Here is an 18,178-nt window from a genome sequence, read left to right as displayed (position 1 = left end):
TCTTTACAAAAAGACCTCCTAATGGAGGTTTTTTTGTTTGCAATGCTTCACTCTAATACTGCGCAACTTGTTGTTGCCAGCGTAATAAATAACTGTCGACCTGTTTTTTCTTATCGCCAGTCAATACCAGGGGATACAAACCAGCCTGACCGTTAATTTCACCCGCCATCATCATATGAGCTCCTTGCAGCAGCTGTTCAACCGCATAAGCGCCGAGTTTAGTAGCAAGAATGCGATCGGCGCCAACAGGACGACCGCCACGTTGAATATGACCCAGAATAGAAGCCCGGCATTCAATACCGCGTTGCTCCAGATCGGCAGCCAGAGCCGATGCACCGCCAGGGTACATGGTTTCAGCAATCACAATAATGTAACTGCAATTACCTCGGTGCTTGCGTGCTTGCTCTACATGCTCGGCAATTTTATCCAGATTTAACTCAGACGCCAATTCAGGACAAATAATTTGCTCAGCACCCGCTGCTATACCAGCAGCAACGGCCAGGTAGCCGGTATGACGGCCCATCACTTCAACTAAAAAGATCCGTTCAAACGCATCTGCTGTATCACGGACTTTATCTATGGCATCAAGTGCTGTATCAAGCGCCGTAGCAAAACCTATACTGAAATCTGAGCCATCCACATCATTGTCTATAGTGCCAGGCACTCCAATAAGTTGGCCTTTGTAATATTCGGCCAGAGCCACAGTGCCACGAAAACTGCCATCACCACCTATTACCAGCAAGGCGTCCAGTTCCAGATCATGCAGGTTTTGGGCAGCTTGTTGTAGACCTTCGTCGGTTTGCATAGCGGCGCAGCGTGCGCTTTTTAGAATAGTGCCGCCATTTTGAATAATGCCACTGACATGATAAGGCGATAAGGTTTGGTACTGCTGTTCCACAACACCATTAAAGCCACGCTGGAAGCCAATGACCTCTAGCTCATTGGCATGCGCCGTCAACACCACAGCGCGTAAACAGGCATTCATACCCGGTGCATCACCACCCGAGGTTAATACTCCAATTCGCTTCATTCTGTTGTCCTTGTGCATTATATGGTTTTTATCCTAATCCAGTCGGGCGTTATCGTATTGATCTGGGGCAAGAGTTTTAAACATTTGGGCTTATTTTCTCTGGTTCAGGTCGCTGTTCACAGACAAGAGTACAGCTTATGACGGATAATGACAGACTTAGAAAGGAGAGGGTATGCATCAGTCGTCTGGCCGTGTTGGTCTGGGTTTTAGTTTAGCGTTATTAACTGCAATTTTATGGGGCTTGTTACCTATAGCGCTGAAGTGGTTATTAAGTTCGATGTCGGCGGCAACCATTACCTGGATCCGTTTTGTGGTGGCTGCTGTGCTGGTTGGACTGGTGTTGCTTGCCCGCAGAAAGATCCCATCGCTGCGCTGTTTAACGAAAAAAAGAAGCTGCTGATCCTGATAGCCATTGCAGGTTTATTGCTGAATTACATTTTGTATCTGAATGGTTTGTTTTTGCTAACGGCAGAAACGGCTCAGGTGGTGATCCAGCTGGCGCCCTTTTTGATGATGTTAGGTGCAGTCTATTTATTTAAAGAACGATTATTGCTTTGGCAAAAAATCGGCGCCTGGCTGTTGGTGTTTGGTTTATTGCTGTTTTTTAACGACAGATTAGCCTTGTTGCTGACTCAGTTTAGTTCTGAAGGCTTTGGTGTACTGCTGGTGATAGTAGCTGCTGTGGCCTGGGCTTGTTATGCCTTAGCGCAAAAGCAATTGTTGATGAGCTTTAACTCCCAGCAAATTATGTGGCTGATTTATATGGCTGGAGCTTTGTGTTTTCTGCCCGCAGCGGAATTGGCGCCCGTACTGGAATTGTCAGCCTGGCAATGGGGCATAGTGGTGTTTTGTTGTCTGAATACTATTGTGGCTTATGGTGCCTTTGCAGAAGCTTTACAACACTGGCAAGCAGCCAATGTCAGCGCTGTGCTGGCCATTACGCCTTTATTGACTATAGGTTTTGCTCAGTTACTGGCTTATTTTTATCCGCAGTTTCCCAGCGAATCACTGAATATCTGGGCCTGGGTTGGCGCTTTACTAGTGGTGATAGGGTCAATGCTAACGGCTTTAGCTCCTATGCTCAGGCAACGACTTTAAACTTCATTGCTTAGATACAAAAAAGGCGCCACTCAATTCATAAGTAGGCGCCTTTTTCATGAAATCAACGTCTTAGTTGATTTGTACTATCTTACAGGTGTTCGACGCACCTACAGTTTCCATCATATCGCCGTAGGTCAAAATCACTAAATCACCGCTTTTTAAGTGAGCAATTTCTTGTACTGCTTCAATAGCAGCAGCTGATACTTTTTGTTGACCCGGAGTTTGAGTGCTGTCAAAAAATACCGGATACACACCACGGTACAGAGCCATTTTATTTAAGGTCTTCTGGTGACGTGATAAAGCATAAATGGGCTGAGACGAGGTAATACGTGACATCAGCTTAGCAGTGTAGCCCGATTCAGTTAAAGAGATAATAGCTTTAATACCAGTTAAGTGGTTCGCTGCATACATAGCGGATAAAGCGATAGTTTCACTGATTTCAGTAAAGGAGATGTCCATGCGATGTTTGGAGCTTTGCACTCGTGGGTGCTTCTCGGCGCCATCACAAACACGGGCCATCGCCTTCACGGTTTCCATTGGATATTTACCAGCTGCAGTTTCACCGGATAACATCACCGCATCTGTACCATCAAGTACAGCGTTGGCCACGTCCATCACTTCAGCACGGGTTGGCATTGGGCTTTCAATCATCGACTCCATCATCTGAGTCGCAGTGATCACCACACGGTTTAACTGACGTGAGCGGGCAATAATACGTTTTTGCTGACCTACTAATTCAGCATCACCGATTTCTACACCTAAATCACCACGGGCAACCATGACCGCATCAGAAGCTCGGATAATATCATCCAGAGTTTCGTCGTCAGCTACAGCTTCAGCGCGCTCTACTTTAGAGACGATTAAAGCTTCAGAACCTGCAGCACGAGCCAGTTCACGGGCAACACGTAAATCATCACCACAACGCGGGAAAGACACGGCCAGATAATCCACGTCTATATAAGCAGCTAAGGAGATATCTGTTTTGTCTTTTTCAGTCAGGGCAGGGGCTGACAAGCCACCACCTAAACGGTTAATACCTTTATTGTTGCTGAGTTTACCAGCCACAGAGACTTTGGTATGAATACGCTGACCTACAACGTGCTCCACAATCATCTGGATACGGCCATCATCTAACAACAGCACATCACCTGGCTGTACGTCAGCAGGTAATTCTTTATAGTCGATACCCACCTGAGTTTCATCGCCTTCGCCTTTTGGCAAATCAGCGTCTAATACAAAGTGTTGGTCTTCTTCTAAAATGACAGAACCGTTTTTAAAGGTAGATACTCGGATTTTCGGGCCTTGTAAATCACCCAGAATAGCGACATGAGCGCCTGTTTTGGCTGCTGCAGCGCGAACCATTTCAGCGCGTTGTTTATGATCTTCGGCGCTGCCATGAGAAAAGTTAAACCGAAACACGCTGGCGCCGGCCAGGATCAGTTTTTCAATAATGGCTTGTGAATTCGTTGCAGGTCCAAGGGTGGCGACTATTTTAGTTCTTCTGGGCATCAAGAGCTCCTGAAAGCTTATCTATGGATGGGTCACTTTAAGTGTAATGTAATTTTATTACAGAATATAGCCGCAGTTTGAATAAAACTTACAGCTTTCGTCGCATGTCCGACCTGTTAAGGCGGAAAATAGTTAAAAAAAGAGGGGCTTCTTACAGAAAGCCCCTCACTATTACAGATTAGTTAAAAAACTGGTCATTAGTTTTGAAAGTCTTTTTTATCAAAACGAGAGCCACGTAAGCTGTCTTTGACCTTTTTCAGGTTTTCGCGGAATTTGGTGCCACGACGCAAGGTAAAGCCAGTTGCCAGAATATCAATCAGTACCAGCTGTGCCACGCGAGACGCCATCGGCATATACATATCTGTATCTTCAGGCACATCCAGCGATAACACCAGCGTACATTCTTTCGCTAAAGGGCTGTCGTACGCAGTAATACCAATGACTGTTGCATCGTTTTCACGGGCAATAGCAGCAATGTCACATAAGTTTTTTGTGCGGCCAGTGTGACTGATACAGACCACTACATCCCCTTCAGCACTATTAATAGCACTCATACGCTGCATCACTATGTCGTCAAAACAAACGACAGGGACGTTAAAACGGAAAAACTTATTCTGGGCATCGTGCGCCACAGAAGCTGAGGCACCTAAACCAAAAAAGGAGATTTTTTTCGCTTGAGTCAGTACATCCACAGCACGATTAATAGTAAGAATATCAACGTTTTGGCGAGCTGCGTCTAAAGCGGCCATGGTGGATTCAAAAATCTTGGCGGTGTATGCCTCAGGGCCGTCATCTTCTTCTACATGGCGGTTTACATAAGGAGTGCCGTTGGCCAGACTCTGCGCCAGATGCAATTTAAAATCCGGAAAACCTTTGGTGTCCAGACGGCGACAGAACCTGTTGACTGTAGGCTCGCTGACATCGGCCATTTTGGCGAGAGCCGCTATACTACTGTGTATAGTGGTTTGCGGATTGGCCAGGATCACGTCGGCGACTTTGCGCTCTGATTTACTGAAGCTGTTGACGCTATTAATTATTTTTTCCAACACATTCATCGGATAGTCCTGACTGAGAAACACTGAACAACACAGTGCAAAATGTTGTAACTCGCTTTGTTATACAACCTGGTGCCACTGCAAAATAGTGATAAAGTTACGACAAAGCAGCTGATTCATTGCCTAGGCTGCCTTATTATATGAGAATAGTCAAAACTTTAGCGTCTCTGTAATTTAATTACAACTTATCTGGTTTACATCTGGCTTTTGCTCGGCTAGTATGCGGCTAAGTGTTGTAAAATTACATCTAATCAAGGGTCATTCATGACAACAACAGCACCACTGAACAAAGCCTGTGATCTGATTCTCTTTGGTACCAAGGGCGACCTTGCACGCCGCAAACTATTGCCAGCTCTCTATCAATTGGAAAAATCTGGTCTGTTGCATGCCGACAGCAAAGTCATTGGCGTTGCCCGTGATGAATTGAGTCTGGACGGCTACAAAGATCTCGTTGAAACCAACTTACAAAAATTTATTAAAGAGCCGCTGGACGCTGAAGTATTAGCGCGCTTAAAAGCCAAACTGCAATATGTGCAGGTGGATTTAACCAAAGAAGACGCTTACAAAGCGTTAAAGAACGTCACTGATCCGAAAAACCGTATTCCGGTCAGCTACTTCGCTACTGCTCCTTCTTTGTTTGGCAATATCTGTAAAGGATTGTCTATCGCGGGTTTATCGGCTGAGCCGGCCCGTGTGGTACTGGAAAAACCTATTGGTCACGATTTAGCTTCGTCTAAAGTGATCAACGATGAAGTCGCCAGGTACTTTGGTGAGTGCCAAATCTACCGTATCGACCACTATTTAGGTAAAGAGACTGTACTGAACCTGTTAGCTTTACGTTTTGCCAACTCCATTTTTGCCGCGAACTGGGATCACAATGCCATTGACCATGTGCAAATCACTGTGGCCGAAGAAGTTGGGGTAGAAGGGCGTTGGGGTTACTACGACGACGCCGGTCAAATGCGTGACATGGTGCAAAACCATTTATTACAAGTATTGTCGCTGATTGCGATGGAGCCACCAGCCCGTCTGGACGCAGACAGTATTCGTGATGAAAAGTTAAAAGTATTAAAAGCGCTGCGTCCTATTAATGTATCGAACGTGCAGGAAAAAACTGTGCGTGGCCAATACGCTGGCGGTTATGTGGCTGGTACTCCGGTTCCTGGTTACCTGGATGAGGAAGATGCGCGTCCAAACAGCAAAACCGAAACTTTTGTCGCTATTAAAGTTGATATCGACAACTGGCGTTGGGCTGGCGTGCCGTTCTATTTAAGAACGGGCAAACGTATGCCGAAAAAAATGAGCGAATTAGTCATTTGCTTTAAGCCGCAGCCACACAATATTTTCTTCGAAACCTATAAACAGTTACCAGCCAATAAGCTGATCATCCGTTTGCAGCCAGATGAAGGCGTTGAAATTCAGATCATGAACAAAATTCCTGGTCTGGGTGAAACCATGCAGTTGCAACAAACCAAACTGGACTTAAGTTTCGACGAAACCTTTAAATCGCAGCGTATCGCTGATGCGTATGAGCGTTTATTACTCGAAGCCATGTTAGGCAACCAGTATCTGTTTGTGCGTCGTGATGAAGTTGAACAAGCCTGGAAATGGGTCGACGGCATTCTGGATGCATGGAAAGTCACTAACGAGCCACCAAAACCTTATCAGGCTGGTACCTGGGGCCCTGTATCCGCCATTTCGTTATTGGCGCGTGAAGACAGAAACTGGGACGAATAACAATGCAGCTTCATACCTTTGACTCAAGTGCCGCATTAAACCAGCAATTTGCCAGTGAGATCAGCAGCCGTTTGGCTGCTGCTATCGCAGAAAAGGGCGTGGCTACTTTAGTGGTGTCTGGTGGTAAAACACCTTTGCCTCTGTTTAAAACCCTGTCGGAAACTGATTTGGATTGGTCACGCGTGACTATCACTTTGGCTGACGACCGCTGGTTGCCAGAGACTCATGCCGACAGCAATGAAGGCTTGGTGAAAGCCAACTTGTTGCAAGGCAAAGCGGCAAAAGCACGGTTTATCAGCTTATTCGACAGTGCATCAGCAGACGACGCCTATAAAGGCGCCTCGACAGTAGCGGCTCGAGTTGCTGAACTGCCCCTATTTGATGTGCTGATTTTAGGCATGGGTGAAGATGGTCATACGGCGTCTTTATTTCCATGCAGCAAAGAAATTCAGGCGGGTTTAGCTGCCGATGCACCAGTTGCGTTGGCTGTGACTCCGGCTACTGCGCCTTACCAGCGTTTGAGTTTAAGCAAAACACGCTTACTCAATAGCGCTGTGATTTATTTACATCTGGTTGGCCCCAAGAAGCTAACCGTTCTGGAACAGGCCATGGCAGGTCAGGACCCTTTGCAAATGCCTGTACGGGCTTTTTTGCAACAGCAGCAGGTCCCTGTGCATGTAATGTTCACAGCTAACTAATCGACAAGACGAGGTTAACATGAATCCGGTTATACAACAGGTCACAGACAGAATAGCGGCACGCAGTGAAAAGAGCCGTGCGCTTTATCTGCAGCGGATGGAACAGGCCCGTGCCAAGGGGCCGCACCGCGGAGCTTTGGCCTGTGGCAATCTGGCTCATGGTTTTGCAGCTTGTTCTACTCAGGAAAAAACTGATTTACGCAGCTTAACTAAAGCGAATATCGGCATTATTTCCTCATACAACGATATGCTTTCTGCGCATCAGCCTTATGAATCTTATCCGGCAATTATTAAAGCCGCTGTAGCAGAAGTGGGCAGTGTGGCTCAGTTTGCTGGTGGTGTGCCGGCCATGTGTGATGGCGTGACTCAGGGTCAGCCAGGCATGGAATTGAGTTTATTAAGTCGTGACATTATTGCGATGTCTGCAGCTGTTGGCCTGTCGCACAATATGTTTGACGGCGGCATGATGCTGGGTATCTGTGACAAGATAGTACCGGGTTTATTAATGGCGGCTTTAAGTTTTGGTCATCTGCCTTTTGTGTTTGTACCAGCTGGCCCAATGCCATCAGGTATTCCAAACAAAGAAAAAGCCCGTGTCCGTCAGCTCTATGCTGAAGGCAAAGTAGGCCATGACGAATTATTAGATTCTGAATCTGCGTCTTACCACAGCGCTGGTACTTGTACTTTCTACGGCACAGCAAACTCGAACCAGTTAGTGGTTGAAGTGATGGGCTTACATTTACCAGGTTCTTCTTTTGTGAATCCAGGCACAGCGCTGCGTGATGAACTGACCAAAGCGGCTGCCCGTCAGGTGACCCGCTTAACTGACTTAGGCACTGACTACTTACCAATTGCTAATATCGTTGATGTAAAAGCTGTAGTGAACGGTATTGTGGGTTTACTGGCGACTGGTGGTTCTACCAACCACACCATGCACTTAATAGCTGTAGCCCGTTCTGCCGGTTTTATTGTGAACTGGGATGACTTCGCCGATTTATCTCATGCAACACCACTGATCACCAGAATTTACCCGAACGGTCAGGCCGATATTAACCACTTCCAACAGGCTGGTGGTATGGCGTATTTAATCCGTACTTTATTAGACAACGGCTTGCTGCATGAAGACGTCAACACAGTAGCAGGCCCAGGTTTACGCCGTTATACCCAAACTCCTGTTATTCAGGATGGCAAATTGGTGTGGGTCGATGGCCCGACAGAGTCTTCTGATTTAACAGTTTTGGCTGATGCGGCTAAACCATTTAAAGATCACGGTGGTTTGCAGGTGTTATCCGGCAACGTTGGCCGTGGTGTGATTAAAACCTCAGCATTGCGTGAAGGTACTGAAGTCGTGCAGGCACCAGCTGTTGTATTCTCCAGCCAGCACGAATTAGATGCGGCTTTTAAAGCCGGTGATTTAAACAAAGATTGTGTGGTGGTCGTGCGTTTCCAGGGCCCTCGTGCCTGCGGTATGCCAGAGCTGCATAAACTGACGCCACCACTGGGTGTATTACAAGACCGTGGCTTCCATGTGGCTTTAGTCACAGATGGTCGTATGTCTGGTGCTTCAGGTAAGGTGCCAGCTGCTATCCACGTCACCCCAGAAGCGGTTGACGGTGGTGTGATCGCTAAAATCCAGACCGGCGATATGATGCTGGTGGATGGTATCAACGGTGTATTAAAAGTACTGGTTTCGGATGAAGAGCTGGCTAAACGTGAAGCTGCAACCCGTGATATGAGCGACAGTCACTGGGGTATGGGCCGCGAGATGTTTGGCGGTATGCGTATGGTGATCACTGGTGCAGAACAAGGTGCCTGCAGTCTGTTTAACACAGAGGATCAATACCATGGCTGATATCCAATTCGCTATTGTTGCCGATATCGGTGGCACCAATGCGCGTTTTAGTCGTGTTGATCTAGACAGCCTACACTTAGATAAAGTGGCTGTGTACCCGTGCGCTGACTTTGATACTTTGGCCGATGCTTTGCAGTTTTACCGCACCGAGCAAGGTTTAACTGACATTCGTCACGTGGCTTTAGCTATTGCCTGTCCTGTCACAGGTGACTTTGTCAAAATGACCAACTTCCGTTGGGAGTTTTCTGTAAGCACCATGAAAGCTGACTTGGATTTGGTCGAGTTTATCGTGCTGAACGACTTTACCGCTGTAGCCATGAGCTTACCTGCGCTAAAACAAACCGAGCTGGTACAAATTGGTGAAGGCCATGCCGATCAATTTAAACCTATGGCGGTGTTAGGCGCCGGTACTGGTTTAGGTGTCGCGCATTTAATTCCTACTGCTTTAGGTTATTTGCCATTACCAGGCGAGGGCGGTCATGTCGACTTTACCGCTCAAACCGAACAGGAATGGTTTATTCACAGATTTCTTGCGAATAAATACGGTCATGTCAGCCCTGAGCGTTTGTTATCAGGCCCGGGCCTGGAAGATTTGTATCTGGCCATTGCTGCGTTTAACAACAAAGTGGTTGAGCCAATCAATGCAGCCCAGATTGCCGGCAAAGCTTTAGATGGCAGCTGTGCGTTATGCAAAGCCGTTATTGAGCAGTTTTTTGCCAGTTTAGGTGGTTTAGCAGGGGATTTAGCCCTGACGTTAAGCACTTTTGGCGGCGTTTTTGTCGCTGGTGGTATTACGCCAAAATTACTGTCGCTGATTAATCAAAGCGAATTCAGAACCCGATTTGAAGCAAAAGGCCGGTTTAAAGACTTCAACCGCCGTATTGCAACTTTTGTCGTCACTGCAGAGCAACCAGGTTTAACTGGCTGTGCAGTCTACTTAAAACAACATATGGCGAGTTAACACTATGGCATTTGAAAATTGGCAACTACAACCTGACGTTTTGTTCGCACAAGGCCCTGTGGTGCCCGTCATTGTGATCAAAGATTTAGCTGACGCTGTTCCTATGGCGAAAGCCTTAGTGGCTGGCGGCATTAAAGTACTGGAAGTGACTTTACGTACTCCTGTGGCTCTGGATGCGATTCGTTTATTGGCCACTGAAGTGCCTGACGCCATAGTAGGCGCTGGTACTGTCACTACAGCCAAACAGCTGGAAGAAGTCATAGCAGCTGGCGCACGTTTTGCGATTAGCCCGGGTTCAACCCGTGAGCTGCTGCAAGCAGGTAAAGACAGCGCTATTCCGCTGATCCCTGGTATCGCCAGTATTTCCGAGCTGATGGAAGGCACAGCGGTAGGCTACACCCACTTTAAGTTTTTCCCGGCAGAAGCAGCAGGCGGCGTAAAAACCTTAAAGTCGATCCACGGCCCATTCTCTGATATCCGTTTTTGCCCAACAGGCGGCATTAACGAGAAAAACTTCAAAGAATACTTAGCTTTACCTAACGTACGTTGCGTAGGCGGCAGTTGGATAGTGCCGGACGAAGCCATTAAAAACAAAGAATGGCATAAAATCACAGAGCTATGTTTAGCCGCTGTGGAAGAAGCGAAGACAGTGCAGAAGTAATGCTTTTGTTTGTTTTTGTCTGATGTAAGGAACCCGGCTTTGGTCGGGTTTTTTTATGGTTTGGAATCCTCGAACCTGAGTTAACCCGTAGTTTCAGAGCGTAAATTTACTCCCTAATTTATATAAGCAATACGGAACAGCAAGCACAGCATTCTTTGTTTTTGTCAAAAGACCATAGAGATATTACTGTTAAAATACACAGTGGTATCTCTTGAGTAAAAATATGAACAACTAGCGTACTGCCTATATAGATTTTGTCGGTCATAAATTTACTGATTTCAGAAAAACTTGTTGAAATAGAGGTACATCAGCGTTAATTTGGTATGAGTAAAAATCATGAAAGAAGGTAGAAAAATGTTCGACTTGCGGGCAGACAGCTTTCTATTAAATTTTTAAGCAGTAAGGATAGAAATGAGTTCGTTTCCAACCTCAGAATTGTTTTTCACCCTTCTCCCCATGGTCTTGGCAGCTGGCGCTGTTGCTGTGGGGATGGAATATTTGAAGATTAAAATTGAGCGAAAAATCAAAGAAAAGCGAGGGGAAACGACTGGCGAGCGAATCGAAAGACTATCCAAGGCTTTAAAAGAATCTATCGCGCTCACAAACGAAATCGAGAGCGAGATTCAGCAACGCCATTCGATGGCAACCAAGTTGCAGGCTGACGTTGAAAGGTTCGAGAAGCTTGCCACTCTTAAAGGGGCTGAGATTGAAGCTGTAGCTCAAACGTTGCGAGGAGAGCTCCGAGCCGAGAGTTCAAAGTCGCTGATAAAATCTGCGCTAATAAGTTTGTTGTTTTTTGTCGCAGGGGTCGTGGTGACCCTCTATGTTGCTTAACAATCGCAGGCACCGCGACGCCTTTTCCATTGCGGCTTCGCCCACATTCCAAAGCCGCGCATGCTATGGGCGTTATAGCTAAACAGGTACTAGCGATGCTTGATTTGGATGAAAGAGACTTTAGATTGGAAAATCAACCGCATGCGGTTGATATCCATAAATTGAAAGAAAGAGAGCATAAAAGCGCTTTTTTGGAGACGTTTGCCTCATTCTTGACGGCAAATGAGCATCTTTTCATGCAAGCAAAACAAATTGAGTTTGAAGCTAAAGAACCAATGACTTGGAAGTTCGAAGGCTCAAGCTCATGGAAATCAAGTCTCTCTCAGCTTGCTGAATTATCTTATGACTCATGGAACGACGAGGTGATCATAATTGTTGACGGTAAAATCAGAATTCTATTTGTTATGGACAGCCCATATTACGCAAAGCTATAACAAGGCGCTGTTGCCACCGCTGACGCGGCTGGAACGGCTTACACTGCGCTCCAGTCGCCCCGAAGTTTTGCGTTATAAGCTCAGGTAAGCGATGAAGTACTTTATTGTTGTAATAGTAAACATTTTGATTCTGGCTCTTTCGGTTGCGGGGCTTTTGTCTACTTGTATGTGGGGTTGCCCTAATACAGGCATACAGCTTGTTTTTAAAATTTCTTCGATATGTTTACTAATAAGCCTCGGGATAATTATTTGTCTTTGGATAATAAGTAAAAATGGCAAAAAATATACTCACGGAAATTGACGTGACACCAAATGCTTATAACAAGCGCCATCAAAACGCCGCTTCGCGGCTCGACTCGCAACAAGTTGCTCGCGTGTGCAGTGGGTGTTAGCGGTCAAAAAAACAACCATAACTAAGGAGTAAAAATGTCGACCACTTCACTATTTAGATTTGTATTAATTGCCGGTCTGATATTCACGATAATTGGGATTGTCGCTGGTATTAGCCTATCAGATACTCTGCCAGCCCTTTTGCAAGAGTATTTAGCACAGATGGAAAGTAAAGATATATCTAGTGGTGGGGCAATATTTGTTCTATTGGCTATGCTAGCTGTTTTCCTGTTGTTGCCAATTTCAACTATTGGATTATGGAAGTTTAAGTCTTGGGCGAGAACTCTATACGTAGTTATTACAGTGGCATTTATTCCATTCTACCCAATAGTTGGTCCTGTCGTGATGAACGGCTGGGAGGCCATGTTCAGCGATATAGCACTTATCTTAGAAGGTGTTTTGTTGGCAATGATGTTTACAGGGGAAGTAAGCCAGAATTTTAGTTCATCAATAATTAACGCAGAGCGTGGCGGTAGTTTCTGAAACGGAGTATCAGTGAAGAAAGAATAAGGCATCTCAAAGTACAAGCTAAATTGCTACTGCAACCAACGGGGTCAGGTGTTGCCCCGATTTTGAGTTCTTTTTCGTTAAATTTTCTGGTTTTTTTCCTCAAACTCATAGAAGCTGAATCAGCTTGGTATTTTAGGCACAGGCCAAGGATTGGCATTAAAGTCAGTTCGCATTCTGATGCAAAGCGGTATCTGTATAGAACACTAATCAACACTCCTATTGATGAGGTTTACTATGCCAAAAAGTCTATTAATCAGCTCAATGTTTATGCTCTTACTATCGGGCAATCACGCCTTGGCTAATGAAGCCTGCTTGCTTGAAACCAATGCGGATTTTATGGGTGTAAAGCTGGATATTAAAGACTGCATACAAAATGCAGGTATGGCGACTGGTGATTTTAAAGCTCAATGTGAGGGCTTGTCGCAAGCTGTTGTCTCTATGGGCGGGCCAGCGGCCAAGATTACTTATTTATCCAGCTGTCCTGTGCCGTTTCAGGCGAAATGTGATAATTCAAACACTGCAAAAACTGTATTTTTTTACTACAAAAGATCCACTGATGAAGCTGCAGGGATCGAATCCAGCTGTGGGCTTATGCAAGGCAAGTACACAAAAGGTACTTTGTAATAGATTGGCGCTACATAATTAGAAGATGATAGTCAGAAGATACTATTCAGAAGATCATAGCCAGCAGATAAAAGGACGACAAAAAATGGCCACTACCTTGGCAACCCCAGGCGTTTATAGCAATGAGATTAATGGATTTCCTAATTCTGTAGTTCCAGTGGCAACAGCTGTTCCGGCATTTATTGGTTATACGCCACAGGCAGAATATCAGGGGCAGTCCTATTACAATATGGCCGTAAAGATTAGTTCTTTCGCCGAGTTTCAGGCGATTTTTATGCTGCCAAACCCGCCAGCGCCAGCTGATCTAGCCAAACAATATAGCCCTCAGTATTACCTGATTGAGCAAAAGACCACTCCTACAAGAGGTGACTATTTGGCTCTAAACGGGCAGTGTTATTCGGTATTGCCAGATCCCAATACGATTTATTATCTGTACAACAGCATTCGTTTGTTTTATCAAAATGGCGGGGGAGACGCTTATATAGTTGCTGTGGGATCCTATGGCCGAGCCAGCGGAAAACCACTCACAGACCCGACGGTAAATGTGACAAATTCGAATGTGTTATTAGCCGATTTGCAGCGCGGTTTGGCTTTGTTAACAGAAGAGTCTGAACCCACTATCTATATCTGCCCTGAAGCGACGCTGTTGTCGTTAAACGACAATACCACTTTGATGGAAAGCATGTTGTTGCAGGCAGACACTATGCAAACCGCTGTATGTATTTTTGATGTGATTGGTGGTGCAAACCCAGACCCTGTTTTATATACCAATGATATCCAGAATTTCCGCAACAGTACCGGCAGTGTGGGGCTTAATTACGGCATCAGTTATTACCCCTTTATTGGCACTACTATCTTGCAGTCGGGTGATATAGATTTCACTAACTTGTTTGGTGGTGATATCAAGCAGCTTGAGCCCTTTGTTAATCCAGCATCGGCACCAAATCCGACTGCGGCGCAAATTCTTGCGATGATCCAAACACCTCCTGCTAACCCCCTGACAAACAGTCAGTTGCAGGCCGCTCTTTTGGTCGCAAGCCCAGTGTATGGCCAGATCATCAATCATGTATTAGCCTCAGCAAATATATTGCCGCCAAGTGGCGCTATGGCTGGTGTTTATACAGTGAATGACCAACAGGCTGGAGTCTGGAATTCTCCTGCTAACACTTCTATTGTCGGTGCTGTGTCGTTACCCATACGTTTGAGTGACAGTGATCAGGAAAATCTGAACATAGACGCAGTGTCAGGAAAATCCATCAACGCTATCCGTTTCTTTAACGGCCAGGGAATATTGATATGGGGAGCCAGAACACTGGATGGCAATAGCCAGGATTGGCGCTATATTGCCGTGCGCAGAACCATGACTTTTCTGGAGCAATCGATCAAGTTAGCCGCGCAAGCCTATGTATTTTCGCCGAACGATGCAAACACCTGGGCAGCACTGAAGAGCATGATCAGCAGTTTTTTGACGGGAGTTTGGAAAGAGGGGGGTTTGCAAGGTGCCTCTCCGTCTGACGCCTTTAACGTCAGCGTTGGTTTAGGCAGCACTATGACTGCAGATGATTTGCTTAGCGGCTATATTCGGATAACGGTAATGGTAGCGGTTGTTCGGCCTGCAGAATTTATGGTTATTTCATTTGAACAACAACAGGCTACGTCTGGTTGATGTGTAACCTTCAGTGTCGGGTTTGGCACAGTAGTGATATATTTTTTTGATTCTGATTTAACGGGGCAACAGGGTAATACCTGCCCCCAGTCCTGTACATCTTTATGTTGTTAATAAACTAACAGAGTGAAACTAATGAATTTTAAACTGGTATTTCAGTACATCAGTTACTTGCAGTATCCATTAATGCTAATTGCACTGTATTTCTCCTTTATTCCGTACCTGTCCGGACTGGAGAAACTAAGAGAAAATCCTGGTTTGCTTTTCGATAATCTAAATTCGGCTTTAATTTTTATGGGGCTAGGAATAAGTTTTTCTTCATTACAAGATACAACGAAAACACAGAACAAACTCTCACTCAATATATGGGAAAGCCCGAAAAAGGGGAAAATAGCAATAATCCTTATGTGCATGATGATTATGCTTTTTCTGCTCTTTGGAATGATTGGATATTTCAGTTCCGAAAAGGGCGTGTTAAAAGACATGTCGGTCGGAATTATAGTGTTAGCTTTAGGTATGTTTGGTTTCTTAAAAAGTGCTATAGAAATGTTTGAAAACCATAGAAAAGATAAAAGTGATATTGCCAGTAACTAAATAACTGAACCCCAAATAGAAGCTGAATCGGTATAGGCGCTGAGCTTTTTGCGGCAGCTATAAACAGGATATCAGGAGGACTTATGAAGATTAAAACTACGGTACTTTGTCTTCCCGTGACTGAACTCGAGAAGACTCTCGGTTTCTACAAAGGAGTTTTTGGTTTTTCTGATGCAAAAATAGAAGAGGGGATTATTGCGCTCGAATTTCCAAATCTGTCCATTTTTCTTATGGAAAAAGAAAGTTATGAGTCATATAGCGCCAAAGCTGGACGTGCTGCGCTTTTGCCCGGCAACTCAGCGCCCGCCATCATTAGTTGTGCGGTTGAGACGAAACAAGATGTAGATAGTGCGCTTGAGAGAGCCTTAGAATTCGGAGGAAAGGCACCAGGAGCTGCGACAATTGATGCATCATTTGGAGGCTATATCGGTTATGTCAGCGATCCAGAGGGGCATCTTTGGGAAATTGTATGCCCGAAGCCATAAGCCACACCAATGAGTACCAACTGACTAAGCGACTTACTCACAAAGCCTATAGCCAACCCCAGCTTCTGTTTTCAAATGTCGTGGTGCCGATGGATTGTCTTCCAGTTTTTGTCGTAGCTGCGCCATATGCACACGAATGTATTCGGGTCTGTCCTGATAATGTTCGCCCCAGACTTGCTGTAAAATTTGATTGTGTGTCAGTGCTGAACCTAAATGCCGCACCAGCAGCAATAAAATATCGTATTCGGTTTTGGTCAGATGCACTTGCTCGCCAGCTTTGGTGACACTGCGTTGCACCGGATCCAACTTGATATCAGCAAAAGCTAACGGCTTGGCGGTTTTTTGTTGTTGTCGCAGTGTCGCTCTGACGCGCGCTAAAAGCTCGGCTGAGCTAAAAGGTTTGGTGACATAGTCATTAGCGCCTGAGTCTAAAGCCCGTACTTTGTCTTGCTCTTTACCCCGGGCTGAAATCACAATAACAGGCACTTCGGACCAGGATCGCAGTTGTTGCAACCACTCAATACCATCCATATCGGCTAAGCCTAAATCCAGCAGAATTAAATCAAAACTATGCTCTTTTAAAAGCGCAAAACCTTGTTGGCCCTCTGCATGGATCTGGCTCTGATAACCCTGGCTTTGCAGCAGGGTTTGTAAAAAGCTTTGTAGCCCAGCGTCATCTTCAAGCACCAATAAACGAGTGGGCGTGGCAGTGGTTACTGTGTTCGTCATAGTGGCCACTCCAAAGCTGCCGTTACTGTTGCTGGTTTTGGTTCTGACTGAGTGTGCAGTTCAAATTTGCCTTGATGCAAAGCAGCTACCGCCTGACAAATATTAAGCCCCAAACCATGGCCTTTATCACGTGCCGTTGGCGCAACAGATTTAACAGCGTTGCTTAAGCGGACAAAACAGTGCGAGCCAGTTTGGCCCATGCTTAATTCAAAAGGAGCTGCACCGTGACGCAAAGCGTTTTCCAGCATATTGGCCAGCGCTATTTCCAGTAGCTCCAGATCGCCCTTCAAAGGCGCTGAAGTGCTGCACTGCAAATAGGCGCTGAGTTCTGCGGCTTGATCGCCACGTCTGGCGAGTGCGCCAGCCACTAAATCGTCGGAGCTAAAATCGCTGTGCTGAATTTGATGAGTGGTCAGTTGGGCTTTACTCAACTCCAGTACTTTTTCAAAATGCTGATTTAAAATCTGGCTTTGCTGGTAAATATTCTGCGCCTGCTGCTGACGTTGCTCTGTACTCAGTTGCAACTCTGGATCGGCCAGCATACTGGATGCGCCCATAATGGTGGCCAAAGGCGTGCGTAAATCGTGAGATAAGGATCGTAGCAACATGGCTTTTTGTTGCTCCAGCTGAGCTGTAACCCGGTCTTTCTGGGCTTTTTCACTCAATTCCAGTCGTGCGTAACTTTGCGCCAATAACGACTGAGCTGTATGTAATAAAGTCGGGTGGCTGGACAAAAAAGAGTGTGGCACCACAATCCAGGCGGCAGCCGGAGTACCCACAGCTAACAGCGCATGATCGGCAACAGCTTTTGGTTCCGTCCCCTGAATAACCTGAACTGCTGTTCCTAAACGACGACTTAGTAATTTAGCAGTGTATGCGCATTGTTTTTGCCAATCTGGCCTTTGGCCTAAACCTTTGGCCAGCATATACATGCCCCGGGTTTGTGACATGGCATAACGTAGGCGCTTGACTTGCTGTTTGGAGCGGTCAGACAGAAGGCTTATCAACAAACCCAACAGCACCATCACCACAAAGCTGATTAGGAAACTGGCGTCGTGCACATCAAAGGTGTAATAGGGCGGAACAAAACACCAGTTCAGAATAAGCACTGAAACTAAAGTAGTTAAGGTGGCCCAGCGCCAGCCATACTGCTGCGCCTGCCATGCCACCCAAAGCAATTGCAGCATGGCGACATCTGTTGGGCTTATCCAGTCACGCAGCGGTAAACACAGCAGGACTATAACTAAAGGCAGCAGAAAAGTTCCGGCCAGTTCAGGCAAATAGGGCGGTTTAAATGCTTTAGCCATC

The 18,178-nt window shown here is 45.8% G+C and carries 19 protein-coding genes; 14 read left to right on the top strand and 5 right to left on the bottom strand.

Annotated elements, in window-relative coordinates:
- Window positions 1–52: 52 nt before the first annotated feature.
- The gene (locus tag OM978_RS11380; RefSeq protein WP_264342304.1) at window positions 53–1,030 is read right to left on the bottom strand and encodes an ATP-dependent 6-phosphofructokinase; all 978 of its coding nucleotides are present in this window, start codon (window positions 1,028–1,030) and stop codon (window positions 53–55) included.
- A gap of 172 nt (window positions 1,031–1,202) precedes the next feature.
- Here OM978_RS11380 and OM978_RS11375 point away from each other — a divergent pair, with 172 nt between their 5' ends.
- Window positions 1,203–1,430: an EamA family transporter gene (locus tag OM978_RS11375; RefSeq protein ID WP_264342302.1), complete on the top strand. Its 228-nt coding sequence runs from the start codon at window positions 1,203–1,205 to the stop codon at window positions 1,428–1,430.
- Between the two features lie 23 nt (window positions 1,431–1,453).
- Window positions 1,454–2,128 (top strand): DMT family transporter, encoded by a 675-nt coding sequence (locus OM978_RS11370; RefSeq protein WP_264342300.1) that lies wholly within the window; start codon window positions 1,454–1,456, stop codon window positions 2,126–2,128.
- 72 nt (window positions 2,129–2,200) lie between these two features.
- Here the strand turns inward: OM978_RS11370 and pyk are convergent, their stop codons facing one another.
- Both pyk and OM978_RS11360 read right to left on the bottom strand, forming a co-directional pair.
- Window positions 2,201–3,640: a pyruvate kinase gene (pyk, locus tag OM978_RS11365; protein ID WP_264342299.1), complete on the bottom strand. Its 1,440-nt coding sequence runs from the start codon at window positions 3,638–3,640 to the stop codon at window positions 2,201–2,203.
- Between the two features lie 197 nt (window positions 3,641–3,837).
- A complete protein-coding gene (locus OM978_RS11360) occupies window positions 3,838–4,695 on the bottom strand; it encodes a MurR/RpiR family transcriptional regulator (protein WP_008900048.1) in 858 nt (285 codons plus the stop codon).
- A gap of 264 nt (window positions 4,696–4,959) precedes the next feature.
- Between OM978_RS11360 and zwf the strand changes: the two genes are divergently transcribed.
- From zwf to OM978_RS11300, 12 genes are all read left to right on the top strand, one after another.
- Window positions 4,960–6,432 carry a glucose-6-phosphate dehydrogenase gene (zwf, locus tag OM978_RS11355; protein ID WP_264342294.1) on the top strand — a complete coding sequence of 491 codons (1,473 nt, stop codon included), beginning with the start codon at window positions 4,960–4,962 and terminating at the stop codon, window positions 6,430–6,432.
- Window positions 6,433–6,434: 2 nt separating this feature from the next.
- Window positions 6,435–7,130 (top strand): 6-phosphogluconolactonase, encoded by a 696-nt coding sequence (pgl, locus tag OM978_RS11350; RefSeq protein ID WP_264342291.1) that lies wholly within the window; start codon window positions 6,435–6,437, stop codon window positions 7,128–7,130.
- Between the two features lie 19 nt (window positions 7,131–7,149).
- Window positions 7,150–8,982: a phosphogluconate dehydratase gene (edd, locus tag OM978_RS11345; protein ID WP_264342290.1), complete on the top strand. Its 1,833-nt coding sequence runs from the start codon at window positions 7,150–7,152 to the stop codon at window positions 8,980–8,982.
- A complete protein-coding gene (gene glk / locus OM978_RS11340) occupies window positions 8,975–9,943 on the top strand; it encodes a glucokinase (protein WP_233007220.1) in 969 nt (322 codons plus the stop codon). The genes edd and glk overlap by 8 nt, the downstream gene beginning before the upstream one ends.
- A 4-nt stretch (window positions 9,944–9,947) precedes the next feature.
- Window positions 9,948–10,604, top strand: a complete 657-nt coding sequence (locus tag OM978_RS11335; protein WP_147904177.1) for a bifunctional 4-hydroxy-2-oxoglutarate aldolase/2-dehydro-3-deoxy-phosphogluconate aldolase — start codon at window positions 9,948–9,950, stop codon at window positions 10,602–10,604.
- A gap of 411 nt (window positions 10,605–11,015) precedes the next feature.
- Window positions 11,016–11,438 carry a hypothetical protein gene (locus tag OM978_RS11330; protein ID WP_264342285.1) on the top strand — a complete coding sequence of 141 codons (423 nt, stop codon included), beginning with the start codon at window positions 11,016–11,018 and terminating at the stop codon, window positions 11,436–11,438.
- A 95-nt stretch (window positions 11,439–11,533) separates the two neighbouring features.
- Window positions 11,534–11,872, top strand: coding sequence for a hypothetical protein (locus OM978_RS11325; RefSeq protein ID WP_264342283.1), 339 nt, complete (start codon window positions 11,534–11,536; stop codon window positions 11,870–11,872).
- Between the two features lie 426 nt (window positions 11,873–12,298).
- Window positions 12,299–12,745: a hypothetical protein gene (locus OM978_RS11320; RefSeq protein WP_264342281.1), complete on the top strand. Its 447-nt coding sequence runs from the start codon at window positions 12,299–12,301 to the stop codon at window positions 12,743–12,745.
- 261 nt (window positions 12,746–13,006) lie between these two features.
- Window positions 13,007–13,396, top strand: coding sequence for a hypothetical protein (locus tag OM978_RS11315; protein ID WP_264342279.1), 390 nt, complete (start codon window positions 13,007–13,009; stop codon window positions 13,394–13,396).
- Window positions 13,397–13,481: 85 nt separating this feature from the next.
- Window positions 13,482–15,062: a phage tail sheath family protein gene (locus OM978_RS11310; RefSeq protein ID WP_264342277.1), complete on the top strand. Its 1,581-nt coding sequence runs from the start codon at window positions 13,482–13,484 to the stop codon at window positions 15,060–15,062.
- Window positions 15,063–15,197: 135 nt separating this feature from the next.
- Entirely contained in the window at window positions 15,198–15,656 is a 459-nt protein-coding gene (locus OM978_RS11305; RefSeq protein ID WP_264342275.1) for a hypothetical protein, read from the top strand.
- 83 nt (window positions 15,657–15,739) lie between these two features.
- Window positions 15,740–16,141 carry a VOC family protein gene (locus OM978_RS11300; protein WP_264342273.1) on the top strand — a complete coding sequence of 134 codons (402 nt, stop codon included), beginning with the start codon at window positions 15,740–15,742 and terminating at the stop codon, window positions 16,139–16,141.
- Between the two features lie 33 nt (window positions 16,142–16,174).
- Here the strand turns inward: OM978_RS11300 and OM978_RS11295 are convergent, their stop codons facing one another.
- Together OM978_RS11295 and OM978_RS11290 are read right to left on the bottom strand one after the other, a co-directional pair.
- The gene (locus OM978_RS11295; RefSeq protein ID WP_264342272.1) at window positions 16,175–16,870 is read right to left on the bottom strand and encodes a response regulator transcription factor; all 696 of its coding nucleotides are present in this window, start codon (window positions 16,868–16,870) and stop codon (window positions 16,175–16,177) included.
- The gene (locus OM978_RS11290) at window positions 16,867–18,177 is read right to left on the bottom strand and encodes a DUF4118 domain-containing protein (RefSeq protein ID WP_264342271.1); all 1,311 of its coding nucleotides are present in this window, start codon (window positions 18,175–18,177) and stop codon (window positions 16,867–16,869) included. Before OM978_RS11290 ends, OM978_RS11295 begins: the two co-directional genes overlap by 4 nt.
- Window position 18,178 lies beyond the last annotated feature (1 nt).

The sequence above is a fragment of the Rheinheimera sp. MM224 genome, from assembly GCF_947090785.1.
Taxonomy (GTDB): Bacteria; Pseudomonadota; Gammaproteobacteria; order Enterobacterales; family Alteromonadaceae; genus Pararheinheimera.
Note: the sequence above shows the minus strand (reverse complement) of the source record. Positions and strands in the feature narration are given on the sequence as shown.

Excerpts from the sequence above, each read along its gene's own strand:
- OM978_RS11305 (WP_264342275.1), top strand. The coding sequence starts at position 15,198 with ATGAATTTTAAACTGGTATTTCAGTACATCAGTTACTTGCAGTATCCA.
- OM978_RS11325 (WP_264342283.1), top strand. The coding sequence starts at position 11,534 with ATGCTTGATTTGGATGAAAGAGACTTTAGATTGGAAAATCAACCGCAT.
- OM978_RS11335 (WP_147904177.1), top strand. The coding sequence starts at position 9,948 with ATGGCATTTGAAAATTGGCAACTACAACCTGACGTTTTGTTCGCACAA.
- OM978_RS11360 (WP_008900048.1), bottom strand. The coding sequence starts at position 4,695 with ATGAATGTGTTGGAAAAAATAATTAATAGCGTCAACAGCTTCAGTAAA.
- glk (WP_233007220.1), top strand. The coding sequence starts at position 8,975 with ATGGCTGATATCCAATTCGCTATTGTTGCCGATATCGGTGGCACCAAT.
- pgl (WP_264342291.1), top strand. The coding sequence starts at position 6,435 with ATGCAGCTTCATACCTTTGACTCAAGTGCCGCATTAAACCAGCAATTT.
- zwf (WP_264342294.1), top strand. The coding sequence starts at position 4,960 with ATGACAACAACAGCACCACTGAACAAAGCCTGTGATCTGATTCTCTTT.
- OM978_RS11310 (WP_264342277.1), top strand. The coding sequence starts at position 13,482 with ATGGCCACTACCTTGGCAACCCCAGGCGTTTATAGCAATGAGATTAAT.
- OM978_RS11290 (WP_264342271.1), bottom strand. The coding sequence starts at position 18,177 with ATGGCTAAAGCATTTAAACCGCCCTATTTGCCTGAACTGGCCGGAACT.
- OM978_RS11375 (WP_264342302.1), top strand. The coding sequence starts at position 1,203 with ATGCATCAGTCGTCTGGCCGTGTTGGTCTGGGTTTTAGTTTAGCGTTA.
- OM978_RS11380 (WP_264342304.1), bottom strand. The coding sequence starts at position 1,030 with ATGAAGCGAATTGGAGTATTAACCTCGGGTGGTGATGCACCGGGTATG.
- edd (WP_264342290.1), top strand. The coding sequence starts at position 7,150 with ATGAATCCGGTTATACAACAGGTCACAGACAGAATAGCGGCACGCAGT.
- pyk (WP_264342299.1), bottom strand. The coding sequence starts at position 3,640 with ATGCCCAGAAGAACTAAAATAGTCGCCACCCTTGGACCTGCAACGAAT.
- OM978_RS11320 (WP_264342281.1), top strand. The coding sequence starts at position 12,299 with ATGTCGACCACTTCACTATTTAGATTTGTATTAATTGCCGGTCTGATA.
- OM978_RS11315 (WP_264342279.1), top strand. The coding sequence starts at position 13,007 with ATGCCAAAAAGTCTATTAATCAGCTCAATGTTTATGCTCTTACTATCG.
- OM978_RS11330 (WP_264342285.1), top strand. The coding sequence starts at position 11,016 with ATGAGTTCGTTTCCAACCTCAGAATTGTTTTTCACCCTTCTCCCCATG.
- OM978_RS11300 (WP_264342273.1), top strand. The coding sequence starts at position 15,740 with ATGAAGATTAAAACTACGGTACTTTGTCTTCCCGTGACTGAACTCGAG.
- OM978_RS11295 (WP_264342272.1), bottom strand. The coding sequence starts at position 16,870 with ATGACGAACACAGTAACCACTGCCACGCCCACTCGTTTATTGGTGCTT.